The organism is Streptomyces sp. NRRL S-340, assembly GCF_000720185.1.
Classification (GTDB): Bacteria; Actinomycetota; Actinomycetes; order Streptomycetales; family Streptomycetaceae; genus Streptomyces.
Genome location: NZ_JOIY01000027.1, coordinates 109,835 through 132,152 on the forward strand (window position 1 = coordinate 109,835; position 22,318 = coordinate 132,152).

The 22,318-nt window shown below is 75.9% G+C and carries 12 protein-coding genes; 10 read left to right on the forward strand and 2 right to left on the reverse strand.

Translation table 11 applies throughout. From position 1 onward, the window contains the following. The first annotated feature begins 1 nt into the window (after position 1). From IG64_RS21610 to IG64_RS21650, 9 genes are all read left to right on the forward strand, one after another. Positions 2–2,293: a vWA domain-containing protein gene (locus tag IG64_RS21610; RefSeq protein ID WP_051813161.1), complete on the forward strand. Its 2,292-nt coding sequence runs from the start codon at positions 2–4 to the stop codon at positions 2,291–2,293. Between the two features lie 71 nt (positions 2,294–2,364). Continuing rightward, positions 2,365–2,661: a hypothetical protein gene (locus IG64_RS21615; RefSeq protein ID WP_158771611.1), complete on the forward strand. Its 297-nt coding sequence runs from the start codon at positions 2,365–2,367 to the stop codon at positions 2,659–2,661. Beyond that, positions 2,658–6,629: a tubulin-like doman-containing protein gene (locus IG64_RS21620; RefSeq protein ID WP_037858683.1), complete on the forward strand. Its 3,972-nt coding sequence runs from the start codon at positions 2,658–2,660 to the stop codon at positions 6,627–6,629. Before IG64_RS21615 ends, IG64_RS21620 begins: the two co-directional genes overlap by 4 nt. Beyond that, positions 6,626–9,613, forward strand: coding sequence for a hypothetical protein (locus IG64_RS21625; RefSeq protein WP_063758825.1), 2,988 nt, complete (start codon positions 6,626–6,628; stop codon positions 9,611–9,613). The genes IG64_RS21620 and IG64_RS21625 overlap by 4 nt, the downstream gene beginning before the upstream one ends. A gap of 292 nt (positions 9,614–9,905) precedes the next feature. After that, the gene (locus tag IG64_RS21630) at positions 9,906–11,879 is read left to right on the forward strand and encodes a hypothetical protein (protein WP_234438584.1); all 1,974 of its coding nucleotides are present in this window, start codon (positions 9,906–9,908) and stop codon (positions 11,877–11,879) included. Next, a complete protein-coding gene (locus IG64_RS37670; RefSeq protein ID WP_051813163.1) occupies positions 11,876–14,818 on the forward strand; it encodes a hypothetical protein in 2,943 nt (980 codons plus the stop codon). The genes IG64_RS21630 and IG64_RS37670 overlap by 4 nt, the downstream gene beginning before the upstream one ends. Before the next feature lie 221 nt (positions 14,819–15,039). Further along, positions 15,040–16,239: a ribosome small subunit-dependent GTPase A gene (rsgA, locus tag IG64_RS21640; RefSeq protein WP_078884128.1), complete on the forward strand. Its 1,200-nt coding sequence runs from the start codon at positions 15,040–15,042 to the stop codon at positions 16,237–16,239. A gap of 110 nt (positions 16,240–16,349) precedes the next feature. Continuing rightward, positions 16,350–17,747, forward strand: a complete 1,398-nt coding sequence (locus tag IG64_RS21645) for an AlkA N-terminal domain-containing protein (RefSeq protein ID WP_199811637.1) — start codon at positions 16,350–16,352, stop codon at positions 17,745–17,747. A gap of 104 nt (positions 17,748–17,851) precedes the next feature. Then, a complete protein-coding gene (locus IG64_RS21650; RefSeq protein ID WP_051813178.1) occupies positions 17,852–18,373 on the forward strand; it encodes a methylated-DNA--[protein]-cysteine S-methyltransferase in 522 nt (173 codons plus the stop codon). Positions 18,374–18,404: 31 nt separating this feature from the next. Here the strand turns inward: IG64_RS21650 and IG64_RS21655 are convergent, their stop codons facing one another. Together IG64_RS21655 and IG64_RS21660 are read right to left on the reverse strand one after the other, a co-directional pair. After that, complete coding sequence (locus IG64_RS21655; protein ID WP_037858687.1) at positions 18,405–18,785, reverse strand: PPOX class F420-dependent oxidoreductase; 381 nt, start codon at positions 18,783–18,785, stop codon at positions 18,405–18,407. Between the two features lie 66 nt (positions 18,786–18,851). Continuing rightward, on the reverse strand, positions 18,852–19,844 hold the full coding sequence (locus IG64_RS21660; protein WP_037858688.1) for a helix-turn-helix transcriptional regulator: 993 nt from the start codon (positions 19,842–19,844) through the stop codon (positions 18,852–18,854). A gap of 599 nt (positions 19,845–20,443) precedes the next feature. Between IG64_RS21660 and IG64_RS21670 the strand changes: the two genes are divergently transcribed. After that, a complete protein-coding gene (locus tag IG64_RS21670) occupies positions 20,444–22,291 on the forward strand; it encodes a protein phosphatase 2C domain-containing protein (protein WP_037858694.1) in 1,848 nt (615 codons plus the stop codon). Positions 22,292–22,318 lie beyond the last annotated feature (27 nt).

The following is a 22,318-nucleotide window of genomic DNA, read 5'->3' on the forward strand; positions in this document are numbered from 1 at the left end:
CGTGGGAAGAGTCACGGGAAGACGGCAGACGGGGAGAGGCCGGGCGCGCCGCGCCGCGGTCTCGGTGCTGGGCGGCGCCGCGGTGCTCGTGTCCCTGCTGGCACCGGCCGGCCGGGACGCCGTGCCGGTGGCGGACACCGCCCCGGCGTTCCCGGCCGTCAACTACGCGGTCGCCGTGGACGAGTCGGCCAGTCTCACGGCCGACGACATGAAGGCGGAGAAGGCCGCTGCCGCCCGGATCGCGCTCGGCGACGTCTCCTCCGACTCCCACGTCACCGTCTACGGATTCGCCGCCGCGGAATCCGCCGACCAGCGCGCGGTGGACCCGGTCTGCCCGCGCACCGCGCTGGACGCGGCGGGCCGCGAGACGATCGACGCGTGCGTCGGCAAGCTCCGCGGCCGCAAGAAGGACGAGGGCACCGGCACCGACTTCCCGAGCGCGATACGGCAGGGCGTGCACGACCTCACCGACGGCACCGACCCCTCCCAGCCGCGGGTGCTGTTCCTGCTCACCGACGGGAAGCTCGACGTCACCGGCAGCCCCGCCTACGGCGACCCCGCGCACCGCACCGCGGAGGGCGAGAGCCAGCTCAAGCAGGAACTGGCGAACGCCGCCTCCCACGGCGTGCAGATCTGGCCGCTCGGCTTCGGGGCCGATCCGGACAAGGACCAACTGGACCGGATGGCCGCGGGCGGCTACCAGAAGGGCTGCGTCGCCCTGCCCTCCGCCGCCCCGAAGGCGCACAAGGTCTCCGGGGCGAAGGACATCGGCAGCACCCTGGAGGAGATCTTCGCCGCCGCCCACTGCCTGCGCCACGAGCAGGGACCCAGCAAACGCCCGCCGGCCACCCTCCGGATCGGCATCTCCCCGCTGGCGACCGTGGGCAGCATCGTCGTGGACAAGGGCGATCCCGCCGTCGAGATCACGTACTACGACCCGCGGGGCAACAAGGTCCCGACGCACGGCACGTACGAGAAGTCCACCTTCGAACTCGCCGGCGGCTCCGGCACCGTGGAGGCGCTCAAGGTCGTCGACCCGCTGCCCGGCACCTGGAAGGTGAAGGCCGAGGCACCGGAAGGACACCGCTCGCTGCCCGTCGCCGTCAGCGTGCTGTGGCAGGGAGAACTGCGCGGCGCCCTCACCGCCGACCCGCCCTCACCGCAGGCCGGTGAGAAGGTCACCGTCGCCATGCGGCTGCAGACCCGCGAGGGCTATCAGATAAAGGACCCGCGGGACTACGCCGGGCTGCGCGTCGCCGGCCGGCTGACCGGCGAGGGCGTCGGCCCGCAGACGCTGAACCTCACCGACGACGGCACCGGGGCCGACCGCACGGCCGGCGACGGCTTCTTCACCGGCACCGTGGAGATCCCCGGCAGCGCACGGGGCACGCTGAAGGTGAGCGCCACCCTCACCGCCTCCGGGCTCAAGGCCGACACCCGCGACCTGGGCATCGACGTGGCGCCCGGGCCCCCGCCCGTCACCGCGCCGCTCGACCTGCCCGCCGCCGACGTCCACCCCGGCGCGACCGTCACCGGCACCCTCGACGTCCACAACAGCAGCTCCACCGCGCACACCCTGCACCTGTCCGTCGCCGACGTCCGCGCCGGGCTGCTGTCCGTCAGCCCGGCCACGGTGACCCTCGCGCCGGGCGAGTCAGGCACCCGGAAGGTGAGCGTCGAGGTGGCCCCCGCGGGTGTCTTCGGCGACCGCCTCGGTGACGGGCTGAGCCTCGCCGCCACCGTCAAGGTCACCGACGCCACCGACGGCAACCGGGCGCTGACGGCCACCCCGCTCTCCCTGCGGGTGACGCCCGCGCCCGGCATCTGGGACCAGTACTGGTGGGCGTTCCTGATCGCGGTCCTCGTGCTCGTGGCGCTCGTCGTGGTCACCGCCGCCTGGGTCCGGCTGCGCCGGCGCCGCCGGGACCCGTACGGGCTGAAGCTGCGCCTGGTGGCGGAGGACGGTGACGTACTGGGCGAGCACAAGGCCGGACACGGCAGCAAGAAGCAGTGGTACGAGTTCGCGGTCGCCGAGGCCCACCGCAGTCCCCGCCTGGAGAAGCGCCCGCACGGCCCGTACGCCGTCCGGCGCAACCCCGAGGGCGGAGCGGTCCTGCGCAAACAGGGCGGCCGGATGCCGCTGCGCGCCGGGAGCCGCGTCCAGCTGACCGACCGGCTGTACCTGGAACTGGGCGAGGACCCGCACCCGGGCGGGACCCCGCGGACGCCCACCGCCGTGCCCGCCCCGGGTGACGGCGACGGCGGCAACAGCGCGTACGGCGACTACCTGTGACCGGCACGACGTCCGGCCGGACCCGGCCGCACGCCGGGACCGCCAGGGCGCGCGGGGCGGCGGCGGCCGTCATGGCGTATGAAGCGGTGGCCGTCGCGGCGCCCGGGGCGGTCGCCGTCACGGCGCGCGAGGTGGCGGCCGCACCGCGCACGGCGGCCGTCATGGTGCCCGGGGCGGTCGCCGTCACGCTGCCCGAGGCCGTCACCGTCACGGCGCACGAGGTGGCGCCCGTACCGCGCACGGCGCCGGTCGCGGCGCACGCCGCCGCGGTCCTGCCGCGCGCCGCGGTCGCCGCACCGCACGCAATCCACGAACGCACCGAGCACGAACCGCGGCCGGCCCGGCCGCGAGCGGGGAGGAAACCATGAAGATCTTCCAGCCGATGCTCTTCGTCGGCCTGGGCGGCACCGGAGGACTGGTCGGAGCCGAACTGGAACGCCGGCTCCGCGTCGAACTGTGCGGTCCGGACGGCATGGCCCTGAGCCGCATGAACGGCCACGCCCCCTTCCAACTGCCCGACTGCCTCCAGTTCGTGTACGCCGACTACAGCGAGAGCGACCTCCAGCGCCTGCCCCAGTTCAACGTCGACCCCTCGCTGCGCGCCGCCTACGCCCGCACCTCACGGGCCACCCACAACCTGCTGCCCAACTTCGACAGTTCACCCGAAGTGACCAAGATGCTCCGGGCCAGCCTCCGCGAGGAGGTGGCCGGCTGGCTGCCGCCGATCACCGGCGAACCGGAGGTCACCCCGCTCCACAACGGCGCCGGACAACTGCCCACCGTCGGCCGCGCCGCCCTCTTCGCCACCCTCCGTCACAGCCTCGCCCCGGTCCTCGAGCCCCTCCTGCAGGCCATCGACGCCATCGCCAAGTCGGCGGGCGAACTGAGCGAGCTGGGCGGCGGCAAGGTCAACGGCTGCGACGTGTTCGTCGCCTTCTCGGTGGCCGGCGGCACCGGCGCCGGCATCTTCCTGGACTACCTGCACCTCATCAACCACGCCTTCCGGCTGCGCAGCTTCGACGGGGTGAAGATCTACCCGCTGGTCGTGATGCCGTCGTCGTTCTCCGCCGCCACCGGCGGCGGACGCGAGGCCGAACTGAACGCGGCCCGCGCCCTGGTCGACCTGTTCCGGCTGGTGGACCAGCAGAACGCGCCGGTCGAACGCCCCGACATCGGCGACCTCGACCACGAGGCGAAGTTCGGCATCCGCTACCCGGGCATCACCCCGGTCCGGCTGCGCACCGGCATCCTGCCCACGGCCTTCCTGTTCAGCCCGACCGCCGGGATCCGCGCCGACGACCTGCGCCGCTCCATCGTCTCCCTGGTGATGTCGCTGGTCGGCACGGAACTGGGCGACGGCCGCCCGCAGGGCCGCAAGATGGCCGCCGACGACGACTACCAGACCTTCGCCGCCAGCTTCATCAACCGCGGCGTGGCCCGCAGTTCCATCTCGCCCACCGGCATCGGCAGGCGCGGCGTGTCCACCAGTCTGGTGGCGTCCATGACCGCCCCGATGGACCAGCTCGCCGACCTGGTGGCCGGCCGGATGCTGCGGGAGGCCGTCACCGACCTGGTGGAACGGCCGCGCGCCGAACTGCGCGAGGGCGCCGTCCCCATGATCCGGCAGCTGTTCGCCGACTCCCACCTCGAAGAACTCTGGGAGCGGCGGCAGTTGGCGGTGCCGGAACCCGACCCGCTGCCGCGCGGCGGCCGCAACATAGAGCAGGCCCTCGGCCAGCGCATCACCGACATGCAGGCGCTGCTGTCCGACCTGCGGGCCGAGGCGAGCCGGCAGGCCGCCGTGATGGCCGACCGGTTCGCCCCGCGCCCCGCCATCGACAAACTCCTGCAGAGCGCCGACCCCTTCCTCGTCGAACGCGTCGTCCGGGGTGTCCCGGACAGTGAGGAACAGATCGCCCGGCTCGGCTTCCTCGGCATGCTGGACAGCCGCGCCCGCGCCCCGCAGCGCCCGCCGGGCGTCACGGAGCAGCCGCCCAAGATCCCCCGCATCAAGGGCCAGCTGGCCGGCCTGGCTCCGGCCCGCTGGGGCGACGACGACGTCCAGGCCGCCCTTCAGGAGCAGAACACCTGGTACCAGTGGCGCTGCCGCTCGATCTGGCACGAGGCCTGGCGCGAACAGCAGCAGCACTGGCAGCCCCAGGCGGACGTGGCCGGCATCGACCTCGACCGCCTGGTGCGGGCCTTCCTCGGCCACAGCGACCAGGAACGCAAGGCCTCGCAGCAGAAGGGCCGCGAACTCTACGAGGACCGCACCGGCATCTCCTACCTGCTGCCGCCGCAGCGCACCCTCAACCACTTCTACGAGGACGTGGTCGCCCGGCTGCGCCACCGGGAGAACCTGCGCGAGCAGGACCACGTCTCCGCGCTGCTGCTCAAGCTGATCGACGGCGACGCCTGGCGCCAGGTGCACACCCTCAGCCGCCGCGACCCGGAGGGCGCGGTCGCCCGCATCAAGAGCCAGCTGGAGGGCCGTATCACCCGGCTCTTCGCCGAGAGCGGCACCCATCTGGAGGAGCGTCCGCTGCTGCCGGCCATGGGCACGCTGCTGGCCGCCGCCGCGGGCGACGCCGACGCCCGCGACCAGGTCAGCAAGGACGCGCTCGACGTGTTCGGCCGCAAGCTGGCCGGACTGCTGCCGGTGGGCTTCACCCCTGAGGGCACCGGGCCGCTGCGGGTCCTGGTCACCTACCCCCGGGTGCAGGCGGTGGACGAGGTGCAGGAGTTCCTCGGCAAGACGCTGCGGCTGCCCTCGGACGCGAAGAACTCCGTCGAGTACCGGGGCGTGGAGAGCGACTCCGTCACCGTGGTCCTCTTCCGCAGCGAGATGAGCCTCACCCAGGTGCCCGAGGCCCGCAAGGTGCTGCGCCAGTGGGCCCGCGCCAAGGAGAACGAGCAGGCCCAGGACGTGCTGCGGTGGCGTCAGCGGCTCGGCTTCAGGGACACCTGGATGGTGAGCACCGAGGACGACCGGCAGACCATCCTGCACCGGCTGCTGTGCTGCCTGTGGAACGGCCAGGTCGACGTGCTGGACGGTGGCACCGACTCCCCGCGCCGGATCAGGCTGCGGCTCTTCCCCGACACCAGCCCCGACGTGCCCGGCGTCCGGCTGCGCCTCGGTGACTTCCCCGACGGCGTCTCGAGCTGGGCGGAGCTGCTGCGCTCCTACGAACGCTGGACGGTCCTCGACGACGAGGCGACCGTGGAGGACTACTGCTACGAGCTGATGGCCGCTCAGCCGCTCGGACTGTCCCGCACGGGCAGCACACCGCACCCGCTCTTCGTGGAGCTGGTCGAGGAGATCGCGCCGCGCCAGCTCGAGCTGCTGCAGGAGCGCCGTGAGCGGGGCGGCCGCCGGGTCGAGGGCTGGGTGCGCCCTCTGTGGGAGTTCTGGGCGGAGACCCTTCCGGCCGCCCTGGACAAGGAGTTCGGCGACCAGCGCGCGGTCCAGCCGACCCTGCGCACCCTGCTGGAGCACGTACGCGGCGGGTCGCCGGCCCGGCCCCGCGAGGAGGCCTCCGCACCCCGGCGCCCGGCACCGGAGGACGACGACTTCGGCACGACGCCCTTCACCGGTCGCGGCTCCTACGAGCGCGAGAACGGACGGGAGGAGAGGGACGAGCGGAACGAGCGCGAGCAGCGGTACGAGCGGAACGAGCGGGAGCCGCGGTACGAGCGGCGCACGCGGAGCGAGTGGGACGACCGGGACGAGCGCGGCGTGTGGGACGAGGCCGCCGACGAGTACGGCACCGGGCGGAACGGCCGCGCCTCCGGCGACTACCGCGACGCCCGCGACGCCCACGGCACCCGTGATCCCCGCGATCCCCGCGGCGGCGACGCCTGGCGCGGCCGGCGCGAGGACCGGTACGACGGTGACGGCCCCCGCGACGACCGGGGCGGCGAGGACGGCGGCAGGGAGGACCGGTTCGGCGGCGGGCGGTACGGCGACCGGGACCGCGCCCACGAGGATGACCGCGAGCGCCCCTACGCGGGTGACCGCGACCGCGATCCCGCGAACGACCGGGAGCGGGACCGGGACCGCCGGTCCCAGTGGCGCGACGGCGAACGCAGGCGCTCCGAGGGCCGCCCCTCCTTCGACAAGCCCGACGCCGACGCCCGCGACGCCGACGACCGCCGTGAGGACCCGCGCCGTGAGGACCCGCGCCGTGAGGACCGGGGCGAGGGCGACCGGGCCCGCCGTGCGGACCGGCCGCGGGCGCCCTGGGACGAACCCGGCGACCCGGGGCCGTACCCCGGTGCCGGTGACGGCGGACGCGACCAGCACCGTGACACTCCCTGGGACGGTGACGCGCAGTGAGCACACCTCATCAGGAGGCGCGCTGCGTCATCCACCTGGACCTGCGCGCCGGAGCGGCCGAGCTGGACAGACCGTCCGCGCTGCGCGCCAGGGTCGCCCGGCAGCTGGGCGGAGCCGGACTGCCGGAACCCGACGACCCGCTGTTCCTGGTGGTCGACACCCCGGCCGGGCTCACCGACCACCTGCTCCAGTACGAACTCCTCACCGGCTACCGGACCGTGGGCCAGGTCAGTCTCCTGGTCCTGCTGGTCGGCAGCGCGCCGGGCTCGTACGCCGGGGACGACGAGGCCTTCCAGCCCGACCGCAGGCTGGTGCGGCCCGCCGTCCTGCGGTCCTCGGTCACCGGCCTGCTGTGGGCCGGTGACCTGCGCTCCGCCCGCACCGCGCTGGAACAGCCGGCACCGGACGACCCGGACGCCCTGGCGGTCCTCGTGGACGTGCTGTCGGTGCCCGACCTGTACCTGCGGGTCCTGGACGGCGTCCGCGCGCTGCCCGAGGCCGTCGCCGCGCCCGGCGTGCGGCTGCTGGAGCAGGACCTGCCTCCGCAGGTGCGCGACCGGGCCTGGCGCGACGCGCTCACCCGGTTCGCCGGCGAGGACACCGAACTGCCGACGGACGTGCTGCTGACCGCTTCCTCCGGCGCGGACCTGCCCCAGCCGCTGAGCCGGCTGGTGGCGGCGCGGGGCGCCCGGGACCAGCCGCACCGGGCACCGGGCGGGGTGGCGGACGGCGCCTACCGCGCCTGCACGGACGCCCTCGACCGCGCCGAGGAGGAGCTGGCCGGGCTCCAGACCCTGCCCGGCCTGCTGCGGGCCGCGCGCCGTGCGGCCTTCGAGGCGGACGTCGACCAGGCGCGCATCGCCCTCGACGAGTACCGGGACCTGGCCGGGACGGCCCTGCGCAGCGGCGGCTCCGCGTCCTCGGCCGCCGACTCGGGGGCCCGGCTCGCCGCCCTCGGCCTGCGGGTGCCGTCCGCGGACGGCGTCAAGGACCCGATCCGCGACGGGCTCAGGGAGTTCGCCGGGAAGCTGCTGGCCCAGGGGCTTCCCCTGCGCTCGGTGGCGCAGCGATTCACGGGCCTGGCCGGGCGGGTCGAGCCGGTGCCGGGTTCGGCGCTGCTGCCCCGGCTCGCCGCGCTCCCGCGCCCCGGCTCGCGCGAGGACCTGCCGGGCGGCGGCGCGCAGCCCGGCCCGTCGCTGGCGGCCCTCGCCGCGGCCGGGACCGGACTGCTCGGCGCCCTGTGGACCGGGCCGCTGCTCGCCCTGGCCCTGGTCGTCCCGGTGCTGTTCGCCGCCACGGCGGCGCTCGGCACGTCCCGGCTGCGGGACGCGGGGCGCCCGGGCCGCTGGGCCGTGCCCCACCAGGCCGCGGCGGTCGGCGGCGCGGTGGCCGGCGCGGCGGTGGCGTACGCGACCGAGCCGCCCGTCTGGCTGGGCACCATCGCTCTGGTGCTGGGACTCGGCGGCGCGGTGGAGACGGCACGCCGGCTCTGGCGCGCGGCGGCGGCCTCCTGGGCGCCGGGCCGGATGACCGCCGTGCTGCGGCAGTCCCTGGAGCAGGTCGACGCGCTGCTGGCCGAGGCGGTCAGGGAGCACTGGGCCGTCGAGGAGCGCCTGGAGTGCGCGGACGCGGCGCGGTCCGTCGCCGGGGTCCTCCGGGCGACGGCCGCCGCGGCCGAGGCGGAGGCGGCACCCGAGCGGGAACGGCCCGAGGCCACCGGTGCCCCGGGCTCCGCCGGTGCTCCGGGCCCGGCCGGGACACCGGGCACCGGCGGCACCCCGGGTGCCGCCCACGGGGCCGGGAGAGGAGACGGGCCGGGCACCGCGGCGCCCGACAAGGAGTGGCTCTCCAGCGCCTCCGTCCTGGAGACGGACGACGACGCAGTCGGGTCCGACGACGGGGACGTCGACTGGGCGCGCATGTACGCCTTCACGGAGGAGCCGGAGGCGCAGACACAGACGCACGCGGCGGACGCGGCATGGCTCGACGGGCGCGAGGAGGACCCGGACGAGGACGGCACCGCCTGGGCGGACCGGGCCAGGGTGGCACCGCGCTGGCTGGACCGCGAGAGCGGCGAGGGCGGCCCGGAACTGGTCGCCACGCTCGCCGCGGACCTGACGGACGCCGCCCTGGAGGCGCTGGATCCCTACTGGCGGGCCGAACGCGGCCAGGCCGGCACCCGCGCCGTCCGGCGCACCGAGGAACGGGTCCGCGAACTGCTCTCGACGGCCCGCCACCACCTGCGGCGCAACGGCGTGCTGGCCGCGCCCCCGTTCGCCGCCCCCGGCCGGGTCCGGGCCGGCTCGGCCAGTCTGCTCGGCACCGACCCCTACCGGCCGGCCCAGCTGGTCGGCGCGGAGCCCGAACGGCAGGCCGTGGTCCAGCTGTCCTCGCCCGAACAGGGCGCGCTGCTCAGCCGCGACCCGGCGGACGCGGTGTGGATCAGGTTCGCGCCGCGCGCGGTGCGCGACGAGGTCCGGAAGGCCTGGCAGGGGGGCGGCTCGGCCCAGCCGGAGGACGTGCTGTGGACGTCGTCGGGGCGGTACGCCGGCCTGGTCCGGCTGACACCGCTGCGCTCGGGAGTGGTGTTCACCGTCCGCTCCCGCCGCACCTCCCCGCCCACGGGCGAGACGTCCCCGTACGGCACGTACGACAGCTACGCCACGTATGACGGCCACGAACCGTCCGGCAGCCACGAATCGTCCGACAGCCACGACACGTACGACAGGTACGAGGCCAGGAACCCGTACGCGACGACCGACGCGTACGAGGTGACGGACACGTACGGCGGGGGCGGCGCGTACGGCAGCAGGGACGACACGTACGACCGGCCCGTGGAGGACGACCGTCCCGTCGAGGACGACCGTCCCGTGGAGGACGACCGTCCCGTGGAGGACGACCGGGGCGATGACCGGTGGGACGCCCTTGAACGCGGCCGATGGGACGACCGCGAGGACGGTCGCGGGGACGGTGAGCGCCCATGACCCGTGTCCGTGCCGGCAGTCCGCCCGGCTGCCCCGGCTCCTCCGGCTTAGAGCTGCGAACAAAAGGGGCGCCCGCCTCGCGGCGTCCGGCACGCACGCTCGCGGCGTTGCCGAAAGGCCCTGGTAGCTCCGCTACAAGGACCTTCCGGCGCCTTGCGATCGCACGCACCGGACGACCCCCTCGGGCGGGCGCCGCGTCACCCCCGCCCGCTTCGGCCGCGAGTCCCGCCGGGACCGGCTGCTGCCCCAGCTGATCCGCAACTGCCTGCTGGACGACGAGGGCCAGCAGTGCGTGCAGGTCCGCCTGACCGCCGCGGACGCGGCCAACCCGGCGGCCCGCGACCTGCTGGAGACGGAGACCGGCACCGCCCTGCACCTGCACCGGCTGCTCGAGGACTCGGAGTACGCGCCGCTCTTCCCGAAGGTCGTCGGCCACCAGCTCGACACGGCGGAGCCGTACCTGCTGTACGCCGCGCCGCGCGGGATCGCCGCGGCCCGGACCCACGTCATGGCCGCGAGCGACCAGCAGCGCTTCACCCGGGACCTCATGACGGCCCTGTGCCTGCTGGACGGGCAGGGCCTGGTGCACCGCGGGCTGACCCCGGCGACCGTCCTGTGGGACGGTGCCAGGGCCCAGCTGTGGGGGCTCGAGGCGGTGACCCGGGCGGGCCGGCCGCGCAGCCCGTGGGGCCGGCTGCCGTTCTGCTCGCCCGAACAGCGCCGCGGCGAGGGGCTCGCCGACGGGCGCGACGCGGTGTGGAGCGCCGCCCAGGTGCTCTACCGGCTGGTGACCGGGCGGGCCGGCCCCGCCGACGGGGCTCCGGCCGACCTCGGCGAACACCGGGTGCTGGACCGGACGTTCCGCGGCGCCTTCGCCCCGCGGGCCGCCGCCCGGCCGACCCCCGCCGAGGTGCTCGACCTGGTGGCGCCGGGCGCCGGTGACCGCATCCGGCTCACCGTCCCGCCCGACGAGACGCGCCCGCACCGGGAGGCGTTCGAGGACGCGCTGCGGCTCAAGCGGCAGGCCCCCCTCGCCCGGAGCCGCGACGGCTCCGGGGCACAGGGCGAGCGGGGCAACGGCGAAGTGCTCTGCCCCTACTGCCTGCAGACCATCCAGCTTGACCTGTCGAAACTGTTCGTCGCCGACAACACGATGCAGTACAAGCAGCCGCTGGACGTCTCCGGCATCACCAACCCCGTGGTGCTGGACGACGTCATGCGCGGCGCGGTCCAGAAGTGCGCGGCGGACCCGGCCTTCCCCGAGCACGTCATCCCGGTTCCCTACCTGACGAACGGCCGCCCGCTGACCGTCGCGATGGTCGGCCAGTCCTCCACCGGCAAGAGCCACCTGCTGACCCAGATGATCGCCGCGATCACCGACGGCGGTCTGGAACCGTTCGGCCTGACCTGGCAGTCGGTCAACCCGGAGCAGCACGCCCGGTTCGTCCGCGAACGGGTGCAGCCCCTGCGCAACGGCAACGTCCTCGACCACACCGCCGCGCTGGGCCTGGACGACTTCGCCCGCTTCGTGGAGTCCCTGCTGATCACCGACGCCCGCGGCCAGGTGCGCCCCGTCGCCTTCTTCGACCTCGGCGGCGAGGACCTCGTACGGACCGACGCGGCGCTGCGCTTCCTGCTCGGCATCGACGCCCTGATCTTCGTCGTCGACCCCGCGCTGGCCCTCCCGCTGCCCGAACTGGACCAGGCCAGGGAACGCTGGGGGGTGGAGGTGAACCGGGACGGCGACCTCGCCTTCGGCACCGTCCTGGACCGGCTGCCGAAGAACGGCCCGTACCTGGAGGTCCCGGCCGCGATGGTCCTCGGCAAGGCGGACCTGCTGCGCTTCAGGACGCCCGTCGACCACTGGCTGACCCGGCCGCCGGCCACCTCCCTCGACCCCGCGCTGGTGCGGGCGGAGAGCCGGGACGTCCACAGTCTGCTGCGCCGGTACGCGGGCCAGGCGTGGCTGCGGCCCTTCGACACGATGCGCCGGTGCACCCTGCACATCGCGTCCGCCACCGGCGGCCAGGAGGACCGCGGCCGCTACCCGGCGGGAGCGGGGCCGCGACGGGTGCTGGAACCCCTGCTGGCGCTGCTCGCGATGCACGGGCTGATCGAGGTGCCGGGCGGCGCCGAGGCGTTCGCGGTCGGGGAGACGCCCGGCTTCGAGACGGTGCCCGGGCAGCGGGCGACAGGATCCGGCGGCCCCGGCGGTGCGGCCGGGGGAACGACGGCCGCAGGAACGGCCGGAGGGGGACTGCAGTGAGCGACTTCCAGGACCGGGGCCCCGTGCACCAGGTCGTCTTCCGCTGGGACGGCAACCACGGACGGCAGGGCACCGGCATGAACGCCGTCGCCTACTCCTGCTCGCCCGAGCGGGCCGCCGAACTGGGCCGCGAACTCGGCCCGTTGCTGTGGATGTCGGGAGCTGCGGCGGCGCGGCCCAGTGTCGTGCGCGCCGTCTCCCGCGACGGCCACGTCATGCTCGTCCAGCGCTGGCCCACCACGGACCGCGGCGGCCGGCCCAGCACGGTCAGTCACGCCCTCGTCGGGCCGCCCGGCACTCTGAAGACCCGCCAGTGCCTCGGCCTGGCCCACCTCGGCTGGGGCACCCCCCAGAAGGCGGAGCAGGCGTCCGGCCGGCAGCCCGAGGTCGACGTCGTCCGGCTCGGCGAGCTGGCACGGGACCAACTGCCCCGCATGGTCGGCCAACTGCCCGCGGTCAAACACGCGCTGACCCTGGTCACGGCGGAACTGCTGCGTGACCCGGCCCAGCGGGTATCGCTGCTCCTGGAGGAGCGGACCCCGCTCACCTGGCCGGACCGGTCCCAGGTGCCGCTGGTCTACCTCGGGCTCTTCCTGCTCTTCGGCTCCTGGCTGCCCCACGACTGGACGTTCGCCACGTACGACACCGTGGACAGCCACCCGCTGCTGCTGACGGCGGTCCCGCGCTGGGAGACGGACACGGCGGGCTCCGGTCCGCTGGCCCGCGTCATGGGCCGCACTCCGGACCGGCCCCGCTTCGAACTGGCGGCCGCCGCCGAGCTGGTGAAGCATCTCCTCGCGCACGCGCACCCGGAGGCGCACGCCGGCGTACCGCAGCTCGTCGAGGAACTGCCCGGCGGGGCGGCCCTGGACTGGGACCGGCGGCGTGTCCGGCTCCAGGAGATCCTGGACACCGACCACCCGACCGCGCGCACCGCCCGGGCCGTCCGGGACGCCGGCACGGCCCGCACCACGCGGCCCGAGCGCCACGGACCCGCCGACCGGACCGCGCCCGGCACCCCGGCGGCCCCGGTCTCCCCGGCCGACCGGGACGCACGGCAGCCGGATCACCCCCACCGGCCCGCCGAACCCGCCGGTCCCGGCGGCCCCGCCTGGGCCACCGGGACCGATGGCCGGGACTCGGCCACCTGGCGTGAAGGCCGGGACCGGGCACCCGGGACCGACGGGGGTGATCCGGCTGCCGGGACCGACGGTCGGGACCGGTCGGCCGGGACCGGTGGCAGGGGCCCGGCCGCGGGGCGTGAAGGGCGCGGCTGGGCACCCGGGGCCGATGGGCGGGACTGGCCGGCCGGGTCGGAGGGCCGGGACTCGGCCGCCGGACGCCGAGCCCGGGACTGGGCCGCCGGGACCGGTGGTTGGGACTCGGACACCTGGCGTGAAGGCCGGGACTCGGCCGCCGGAGGCGAAGCCCGGGACTGGGCCGCCGGGACCGAAGCCGCTGACGGGCCAGGCCGGGCCGCCCCGACCGAGGGCACCGACCGCATCGACGGCACCGACCGCATCGACGGCACCGACCGCATCGACGGCACCGACCGCATCGACGGGACCGCCGGCTTCCACGGGGCTGGCGGGGGCGCCCGCACCTACCGCCCGGACGAACGGGCCGCCGGGGCCGCCCCGGCCGGCCGCGGGGCCCAGCCCGGCGGGAACGACTGGAGCGGCCGGGAGCCCCACGACCCACCGGCCGGCCGGACCGGCAGCGGCACCCGGGCACCCCGGGCCGTGCAGGCGCCCTGGGAGGAGCACGACACCCGGACCCCCCAGGATCCCCGCGACGTCCGGGCCCGCGAGGGCGGCGACGACCGCTGGGACGGCCGCGACGGCCCGGACCGCAGGGAGGCCCGTGAAACCCCGGCCCCCGAGGCCGCCCGGGAGGAACACGAGGCCCAGCCTCCCCGGAATCCCCAGACCCCCCGGAGTCCCCAGGCCCCTCGTGACGACCGCGACGACCGCGACGCCCGGGCCACCCAGGCCGCCCGGACCGACTGGATCAGCCGTACCCACTGGACCGGTACGAGCCCCCAGGCGCCCGTACCGGAGAGGACGGAGCCGGGCCGGGCGCCGCAGCCGCGGCCCGGAGCGGGAGCGCCGCCCCCGCCGCCGCGACCGCCCCTGCTGCCCTCGCCGGCCGCCCGCCCCCCGGCCCAGCCGGACCTCCCGGCGGCCGGCACCCCCCAGCCCCCTTACCCGCCGCTCGCCTCCGACGCGGGCCGGCAGGCGGCGGTCCCGGGGAGCACGGCGGGCGCGGGGACGCAGGAGCTGCGCCGGGTGCTGCGCGACCACCGGCCCGGCGACGGCCTGCGGCGCAACACCCTGACGGCCGAACTGAGCAGACAGCCGGACGCGTTCCTCCTGGACGAGCTGCGCTCCGGTGAACTCCCGCAGGAATCGCTGGGCCTGGTGCTGACCGAACTGGGCAGGCCCGACCGCTACCGGGCGCGGAGCGAGGAGATGCATCACCAGCTGTTCCTGGAGGCGCTCCGCAAGCACCTGTACTTCGCCCCGCACGGCCCGGGCGCGGAACAGGTGTCACTGACCCAGATGACCGACCGGGCGGTCGAGCTGTTCCACTGGGCCGTCGCCCCGCGGGCCAGGACGGAGCACCCGGAGGAGCAGCGGGCGCTGCGCGAGCTGATGCACAGCATGAACCAGGCCCCGGGGGCCGCCGCGGGCAACTGGCTCAGCGGAGCGCTGCTCAAGCCCCCCGGCCGCCCGGTGCCCGACCTGCCGCCCGACCTGTGGCGCCAGGTCCTGGAGGACGTGCTCAAGCGGACCGGTGACGCCGCGGCGGACCCGGCGCCCTCGCAGCCCGTCCCGGGCGACACCCAGGCTCTGTCACGGTGGGCGCGCTGGGTGCTCGGCTGTCTCGCCGGGGCGGTGCTCACGATCGTCGTACTGGTGATCCTGCTGTTCGTCTGAGACGCGGCCGGGCCGGCGGCGGGGCGGAAGAAATTCCGTGGCGCCGGGGCGAGGACCTCTCTAGGGTGAGGGGCACATCAGGCGGGGGCCGTCGGCCGCCGCCGCCGGCCCGACGGGAAACAGGAGGTGTGACCCATGGCTGTCTCCGTGATGGGCGCTGCCCGCAACCACCGAAGCATCCACACCACCTCCGCGGTCTCCGGCTGACACACCTTTCTGATATGCCCGCACCCTTCGGCGCGGGCAGTCGGGGCCGCCCTTGTGAAGGGTTCCCCTTGTCTCTCCCCTCTTCTTCCGCGTCCTCTTCTTCCGCGTCCTCTTCTTCCGCGTCCTCTTCCTCCCCGCAGGCGCACCCGCTCGCCGCGTTCGGGTGGGACCAGGGCTGGGCGGCGGAGTTCGCCCCGTACGCCGAGCAGGGCCTGCTGGCCGGCCGGGTGCTGCGGGTCGACCGCGGGCAGTGCGACGTCGCCACCGCCGGCGGGGTGCTGCGCGCCGACACCGCCTTCGTCACCCCGCACGACCCGATGCGGGTGGTCTGCACCGGCGACTGGGTCGCCGTCGAACCCGGCGGCAACCCGCGCTACGTCCGCACGTACCTCCCGCGCCGCACCGCGTTCCTGCGCTCCACCTCCTCCAAGCGGTCCGAGGGGCAGATCCTCGCCGCCAACGTCGACCACGCCGTCGTCGCCGTCTCGCTGGCCGTCGAGGTCGACCTCGGCCGCATCGAGCGGTTCCTCGCACTGGCCTGGGAGTCGGGCGCCCAGCCGGTGGTCGTGCTGACCAAGGCCGACCTCGTACCCGACCCGGTGACACTGTCGTACCTCGTGCGGGACGTGGAGACGGCGGCGCCCGGGGTGCCCGTGCTGCCGGTCAGCGCGAGGACGGGTGACGGGCTCGACGCGCTCGTCGCCGCCGTCCGGGAAGGCACCTCCGTGCTGCTCGGCCAGTCCGGCGCCGGCAAGTCGACCCTCGCCAACGCGCTCTGCGGCGACGACGTGATGGAGGTGCAGGCCGCCCGGGACGTCGACGGCAAGGGCCGGCACACCACGACCACCCGCAACCTGATCGCCCTGCCCGGCGGCGGCGTACTGATCGACACACCGGGGCTGCGCGGGGTCGGACTGTGGGACGCCGAGAGCGGCGTCGGGCAGGTGTTCTCCGAGATCGAGGAACTGGCCGCCGGGTGCCGGTTCCACGACTGCGCCCACCTGCGCGAACCCGGCTGCGCGGTGCTCGCCGCGGTCGACGCGGGCGACCTGCCCGAGCGACGGCTGGAGAGCTACCGCAAACTGCTGCGCGAGAACCAGCGGATCGTCGCCAAGACCGACGCGCGGCTGCGCGCGGAGATACGGCGCGACTGGAAGCGCAAGGGCTCCGAGGGCCGGGCCGCCATGGAGGCGAAACGAGGCCGCTGGGCGTAGCGGCCGGGGCCCGGGGCCGCCCGCCCGGCCGTCGGCGGCGCGGCGGCCCCAGGCCCGTGTCCGATTTCCGCCAGCACCACCCGGGCCGCGGGCGGACACTGGACAACGTGATGGACGAAGACACCAGGTACGAGGCGGTGCGCAGCCGGGACGGCCGGTTCGACGGCGAGTTCTTCTTCGCCGTCGAGACGACCGGCATCTACTGCCGTCCCAGTTGCCCGGCGGTCACCCCGAGACAGCACAACGTGCGGTACTTCGCCACGGCCGCCGCCGCCCAGGGCGCGGGCTTCCGGGCCTGCCGCCGGTGCCGGCCGGACGCGGTGCCCGGCTCCGCCGCCTGGAACGTACGGGCGGACGTCGTCGGCCGCGCCATGCGGCTGATCGGTGACGGGGTCATCGACCGGGAGGGCGTGGGCGGACTCGCCGCGCGGCTCGGATACAGCGCGCGGCAGGTGCAGCGGCAGCTCACCGCCGAGGTGGGTGCCGGGCCCGTCGCCCTCGCCCGCGCACAGCGCGCGCACACCGCACGCGTCCTGCTGCAGACCACGGACCTGCCGGTGACGCAGATCGCCTTCGCGGCCGGGTTCGCCAGCGTGCGCCAGTTCAACGACACGATCCGCGAGGTGTACGCGGCGACCCCGAGCGAACTGCGGGCCGCCGCGCCCCGCACCCGGCACCGCCGGGCCGCCGTGCCGGCCGCCGGGATACCGCTGCGGCTCGCCCACCGCGGGCCGTACCAGGCCGGGCCCGTCTTCGACCTGCTCCAGTGCGAGGCCGTGCCGGGCGTCGAGGAGGTGAGCGGCGCGGCGGGCGCACGGACCTACCGGCGCACCCTGCGGCTGCCCTACGGCACCGGGATCGTCGCCGTCGACGAGCGCCCCGGCGGACCGCGCACCGCCTCCGGCGCCCATCCGGGCGGCTGGCTGGAGGCCCGGCTGCACCTGACCGACCCCCGCGACCTCACGACGGCCGTGCAGCGGCTGCGGCGGCTGTTCGACCTCGACGCCGACCCGTACGCCGTCGACGACCGGCTCGGCGCCGATCCGCGGCTGGCCCCGCTGGTCGCGGCCCGCCCGGGGCTGCGCTCGCCGGGCGCCGCGGACCCGGAGGAGGCCGCGGTGCGGGTGCTGGTGGGCCCCGGGACGGCCGGCGAACTGGTACGGCGCTACGGCAAGCTGCTGGACGCGCCCTGCGGCACCCTCACCCACCTGTTCCCCGAACCCGCCGTGCTCGCCGGGGCGGAACCCGGGGGCACCCTGGGCGCGCTGGCCGCCGCCCTCGCCGACGGCACCCTGCGGCTGGACCCGGGCGCCGACCGCGACGAGGCGCACCGGGCGCTGCTGGCCCTGCCCGGCCTGGATGCCGCCACGGCCGCGGCCGTCCGCACCCGCGCCCTCGGCGACCCCGACGTGGCACCGCCCGGCGTGGCCGCCCCCGACAGCTGGCGCCCCTGGCGCTCGTACGCCCTGCACCACCTGCGTGCGGCGAAGGAGTTGGAGATCCGATGACCACCGATATGACCACCGATATGACCAACGGCAGCACCACCGGCAGCACCATCGGCACGACCAGCGACGTGCTCACCGGCATGACCACCGGTCCGACCGCTGGCATGACCACCGGGGCGACGGCCGAAGCGGCCGTGGAGGCGACGTACTGGATGCGGTGCGAAAGCCCCCTGGGGCCGCTGCTCCTCACCGCCGGCGCGGACGGCGCCCTCACCTCCCTGTCCGTGCCCGGCCAGAAGGGCGGCCGCACGGTGGGGGAGGGGTGGCGGCACGACCCGGGCCCCTTCCGTGCGGCCGAGGAGCAGCTGCGGGCCTACTTCGCCGGTGAACTCGAGGAGTTCGACCTGCCGATGCGCAGCCAGGGCACCGCGTTCCGGGAACGGGTGTGGGCCGCCCTCGGCACCGTCCCCTACGGCACGACCACGACGTACGGCGAGATCGCCGCCCGGATCGGCGCCTCCCGGGCCGCCGTCCGGGCCGTCGGCGGCGCCATCGGCGCCAACCCCCTCCTGGTGCTGCGCCCCTGCCACCGGGTGATCGGCGCGGACGGCTCGCTCACCGGCTATGCGGGCGGCCTGGAGCGGAAGGTGCGGCTGCTCGCCCTGGAGGGCGTGCCGCTGCCGTAGGCGCTGTCGCCGCCGGATTCCCGGCCGCCCCTCACCCCTCCTCCAGTCCCCAGCTGTGGATCCGCCGCGGATGGATGCGGATCACCTCCTCGCTGAACAGCGGGCCCAAGGTGTGGGGGCCGGTGAGGAGTTCGGCCTCGCCGCGGATGTCCACCCCCCTGACCCGCCACGGGTCGAGGCTGACGATGTCGTCGACGACCAGGGCGACCCTCGGGTTGTGCAGCAGGTTGCGCCACTTCTTCGTACGGCCCATCGCCGCGCCGCCGATCAGGAGGGTGCCGTCGTCCTGCGGGAAGAAGCCGACGGGGTTGGCCTGCGGCTGCCCCCGCGGGTCGACGGTGGCCAGCCTCCCCAGCCGCTGGGTCCTCAGATAGGCGCGTTCCGCATCGGTGAATTCGGTGTCGGCAGTCATGGCAGCAGCCAACCACTCCCGTGCGGCCGGTACGGCAGCCGCCCCGGGGCGTCGGCGGGGCGGGGCTCAGCCCTCGTGCCGTTCCCGGGCCACCCAGCCGCGTTCGTAGGCGTGCCAGCCCAGTTGCAGCCGGGTGGTCACACCGGTCAGCTCCATCAGCCGCTTCACCCGGCGCTGCACGGTCCGCAGGCCCAGGTCGAGCTGCTTGGCGACGCTCGCGTCCGTCAGACCGGCCAGCAGCAGGGACAGCACCTCCAGATCGGTGGTGTCGGGACCCTCCGGGCCCTGCTCACTGACCCCGGACGCGCCCAGCCGCAGCGGCAGCGCGCCCCGCCACACCGATTCGAACAGGCCCGACAGCAGCTCCAGCAGGCCGCTGGAGTGCACGACCAGCGCGGCGGGCTCGGCCATCCGGGACGTGAGGGGCACCATGGCCAGTGCCCGGTCCGCGATCACCAGTTTGGTCGGCACCTCGTCGACCACGCGGACCTGTTCGTCCCGGCCCAGGGCGGCGGTCAGCTCCGTGATGCCGTTCGGCAGGTCCAGCACCGCGCGCTCGACCACCACCCGGTAGCGCACTCCGCGGCCCGCCGCCTGCTCCTCGGCGTCGTTCTCCATGCCGGAGACGACCATCGGGTTGCCCGTGACCAGCGCGCACACCTCGTCGACGGCACCGAGCTGCAACTGCACGAAGCGCTGCGCGACCGCCGGGGCCCCGGTGACCACCTCGATCAGATCGTGCACCGAAGGCTCGGCCGCCGCCGCCCGGTACTCCTCCGCGAGCAGCGCGGCGGCCAGCTCCGCCTTCTCCAGCTCGTGCCGCTGCTGGGTGAGCAGCGCGCCGAGCGCCACTCCGGGCGGCGCGGCGACCCAGCGGCCCGGCCGGGCCGAGGACTGGGCCGCGAGGCCGTGCCGCTCCAGGCGGCGCAGGGCGCGCTCGGTGTCGCGCTCGCCGAGCATCAGCCGTCGCGCGAGATCGGGCACGTCGGCCGCGCCCACGGTCACCAGGGCCCGGTACGCCGACTCGTGTCTCTCGTCCAGCCCTATCGCTGCCAGCATCAGCTGCCGTTCCTCCCCTTCAGGCCCACGTCACCGACCAGCGGCGGGCCGGACGTGGCGGAAAGCGGCCACGGCGCAAACCCGCCGTCCGACATCATCGCCGTACCCATGGTCATCCTGACAAGGTGGCACCACCGAAGCGCCGACGGACGGCCCGGCCGGCCGGCCGCGGGCACGCGGCCTGCGCCGATGCGCGGGGCCACCGGCGTACGGCGGGCCGGACGCTCCTGCCGGGCGGTGCCCGGCGGGCCGCGCGCCCGGTCGCGCCCTGCCCGCCCGGGCGCCCCGGCCGCCGCGGCCCGCAGACGGGCGGGGGCGCGCGCAGGGCGCGGAGGCGGACGCGCGCGCCGGTGTGCGGGACGGGGGAGTTCCGGCCGCCGGCAACCCGGCCCGGTCCCGGCCCGGTCCCGCCCTGGACCCGGCTCCGGGGCCCACAGGCGCCGCCGGGCGGTTCTCCCGTGGGGGGTGGGACCGCCCGGCGGCATTGTTCCGCACGGGTGTACGAGGGTTCGTCCGGTGGGCCGTTCATGGTGCGCTCCGGTGCCGGATTTTCCGGATGCCCCGTTTTCATCCGGGCCGAGCGGTGGACAATCGAGGGCATGAGCCAGCAGGGGGGAAGGCCCACCGGTCATGAGGACGACTGGTGGCGGCAGTTGTACGACGACTCCACCGAGGACACGGGCCCCACGGCCGCGGCCGATTCCCTGGACGACCGTTTCGCCTCGGCGGCCGGCACGGTGGGCCGGGCACCGCGTACCGGACACCCCGGCCCCGGCCGGCCCGGGGACCGGCCGGAGGAGCGACCGGACGCCCCGGTCGGCAAGGACGAATCCCCGGTGCGCGAGGACTACGGCGTAGCTCCGGCGCACGAGGACTACGGCGAAGCTCCGGGGTACGAGGACTACGGTGAAGCCCCGGTGAGCGAGGGTGACGGCGAAGCCCCGGGGTACGACGGCTGGGACGGGCCCCCGGTGGACGACGGGGAGGAGGAGTGGATCCGGTTCGGCCGCCCGACGCCTTCGCCCGCGCCCCCACCACCCCCTCCGCCCAGCCCACCGTCGCCGCCTCCGCCCGTTGCCGGGGCTTCGCCGCCCGTCCCCGCTCCGCCACCGTCCCCGCGCCCGGAACGGGAACCCGCCCCGGCCCCGCGGCCGGTAGCCGAATCCGCCCGGCCCCCGGCCCCGCGCCCGCCGGAAGCGGCCGAGGCCCCCAGGGACACCCCGCCCCCGTCGTGGCAGCGAGCCCCCTGGGAACCCCCGCCGTCCGTCCCGCCCGGTCCGAAGACGTTCCCGCCGGGCCCCGACGGTCCACCTGGCCCGGCCTCCCCGCCCGGCCCGCCCGGAGGGTCCCGTCCGAGCGGCCCGGAGACCTCCCCCGCGTCCGGCGACGGCCCGGCGGACCACTGCCCGCCGCCCCTCGCCGTCACCCACGTGGGTTCCGGGCCGCCCACCTACGAAGCGGAGCCCACCGCGCTCCCGCTCGCCGATCCCGAGGCGCTCGACGACCTCGTGCCGGACACGGTCCTGGACGGCGCCGGGTACGGGGCCTGCACCCTGCGGGCCGTCTCCGTCCGGGGGGACTCGCCGCGCTACCGGGGCGAGCCGCGCCGGGACGCGTTGCTCACCGCCCGCTTCGGCGCCGGTGAGCAGGCGCTGGTCCTCGTGGCGATGGCCACCGGGGCCCGCGCCAGACCGGGCGCCCACCGGGCGGCGGCCGAGGCGTGCCAGTGGATCGCGCGCGCCGTCGGCCGCAGCCACGTCCGGCTGGCCGAGGACATCCGGGCGGCGCGGCGCGGCGAACTGAAGTCCGGCCTGCACCGCCTCACCGACCGCAGCCTCGGCAGACTCCGGGCGAGCGCCGCGGAGCTGGGCGTCGCCCCCGAGGAGTACACGGCCACGCTGCGCTGCCTGCTGCTGCCCGCCGACCCCGCCTGCCGTACGCGGGTCTTCTTCGGAGCCGGAGGGGGCGGACTGTTCAGACTGCGCGACGGCACCTGGCAGGACATCGAGCCCCGCGGCGCCGGGCCCCGCGGCACCGAGCCCCGGAACGGCGCTCCCGGTGCCGCCGGACGGCCCCCGCGACAGCCCGGTCCGTCCCGGCCGCCCGCCTCGGCCGGGGCCCCGCGGGGCGAGCGGCTCACGATGGACCCGGGCCTTCCCGTCCGGCCGGTCCCGCGGGACCCGGCCCCGGGTACGGACGCCGGGCCGGAACCGCCTCACGAACCCTTCCGCTTCCGTGCCTGTGTAGCCCGGCCGGGTGACACCCTCCTGATGTGCACCGCCGGCCTCGCCGAGCCCCTGCGCGGCGAGGAGGAACTGTGCGCGCACCTCGCCCGCCGGTGGTCCGGTCCCCTCCCGCCCGGCCTCGCCGCCTTCCTCGCGGACGCCCAGGTACGGGTCAAGGGCTACGCGGACGACCGTACGGCCGCCGCCGTTTGGGAGGCGTGAGCGGCGGGGCTGTGAATTCATGGACCC

What these genes read in the sequence shown, in the direction of transcription:
- IG64_RS21650 (WP_051813178.1), top strand. Translation starts at nt 17,852, where the DNA reads ATGACCACCGGGGCGACGGCCGAAGCGGCCGTGGAGGCGACGTACTGG.
- rsgA (WP_078884128.1), top strand. Translation starts at nt 15,040, where the DNA reads ATGCCCGCACCCTTCGGCGCGGGCAGTCGGGGCCGCCCTTGTGAAGGG.
- IG64_RS21615 (WP_158771611.1), top strand. Translation starts at nt 2,365, where the DNA reads ATGGCGTATGAAGCGGTGGCCGTCGCGGCGCCCGGGGCGGTCGCCGTC.
- IG64_RS21655 (WP_037858687.1), bottom strand. Translation starts at nt 18,785, where the DNA reads ATGACTGCCGACACCGAATTCACCGATGCGGAACGCGCCTATCTGAGG.
- IG64_RS21620 (WP_037858683.1), top strand. Translation starts at nt 2,658, where the DNA reads ATGAAGATCTTCCAGCCGATGCTCTTCGTCGGCCTGGGCGGCACCGGA.
- IG64_RS21660 (WP_037858688.1), bottom strand. Translation starts at nt 19,844, where the DNA reads ATGCTGGCAGCGATAGGGCTGGACGAGAGACACGAGTCGGCGTACCGG.
- IG64_RS21645 (WP_199811637.1), top strand. Translation starts at nt 16,350, where the DNA reads ATGGACGAAGACACCAGGTACGAGGCGGTGCGCAGCCGGGACGGCCGG.
- IG64_RS21670 (WP_037858694.1), top strand. Translation starts at nt 20,444, where the DNA reads ATGAGCCAGCAGGGGGGAAGGCCCACCGGTCATGAGGACGACTGGTGG.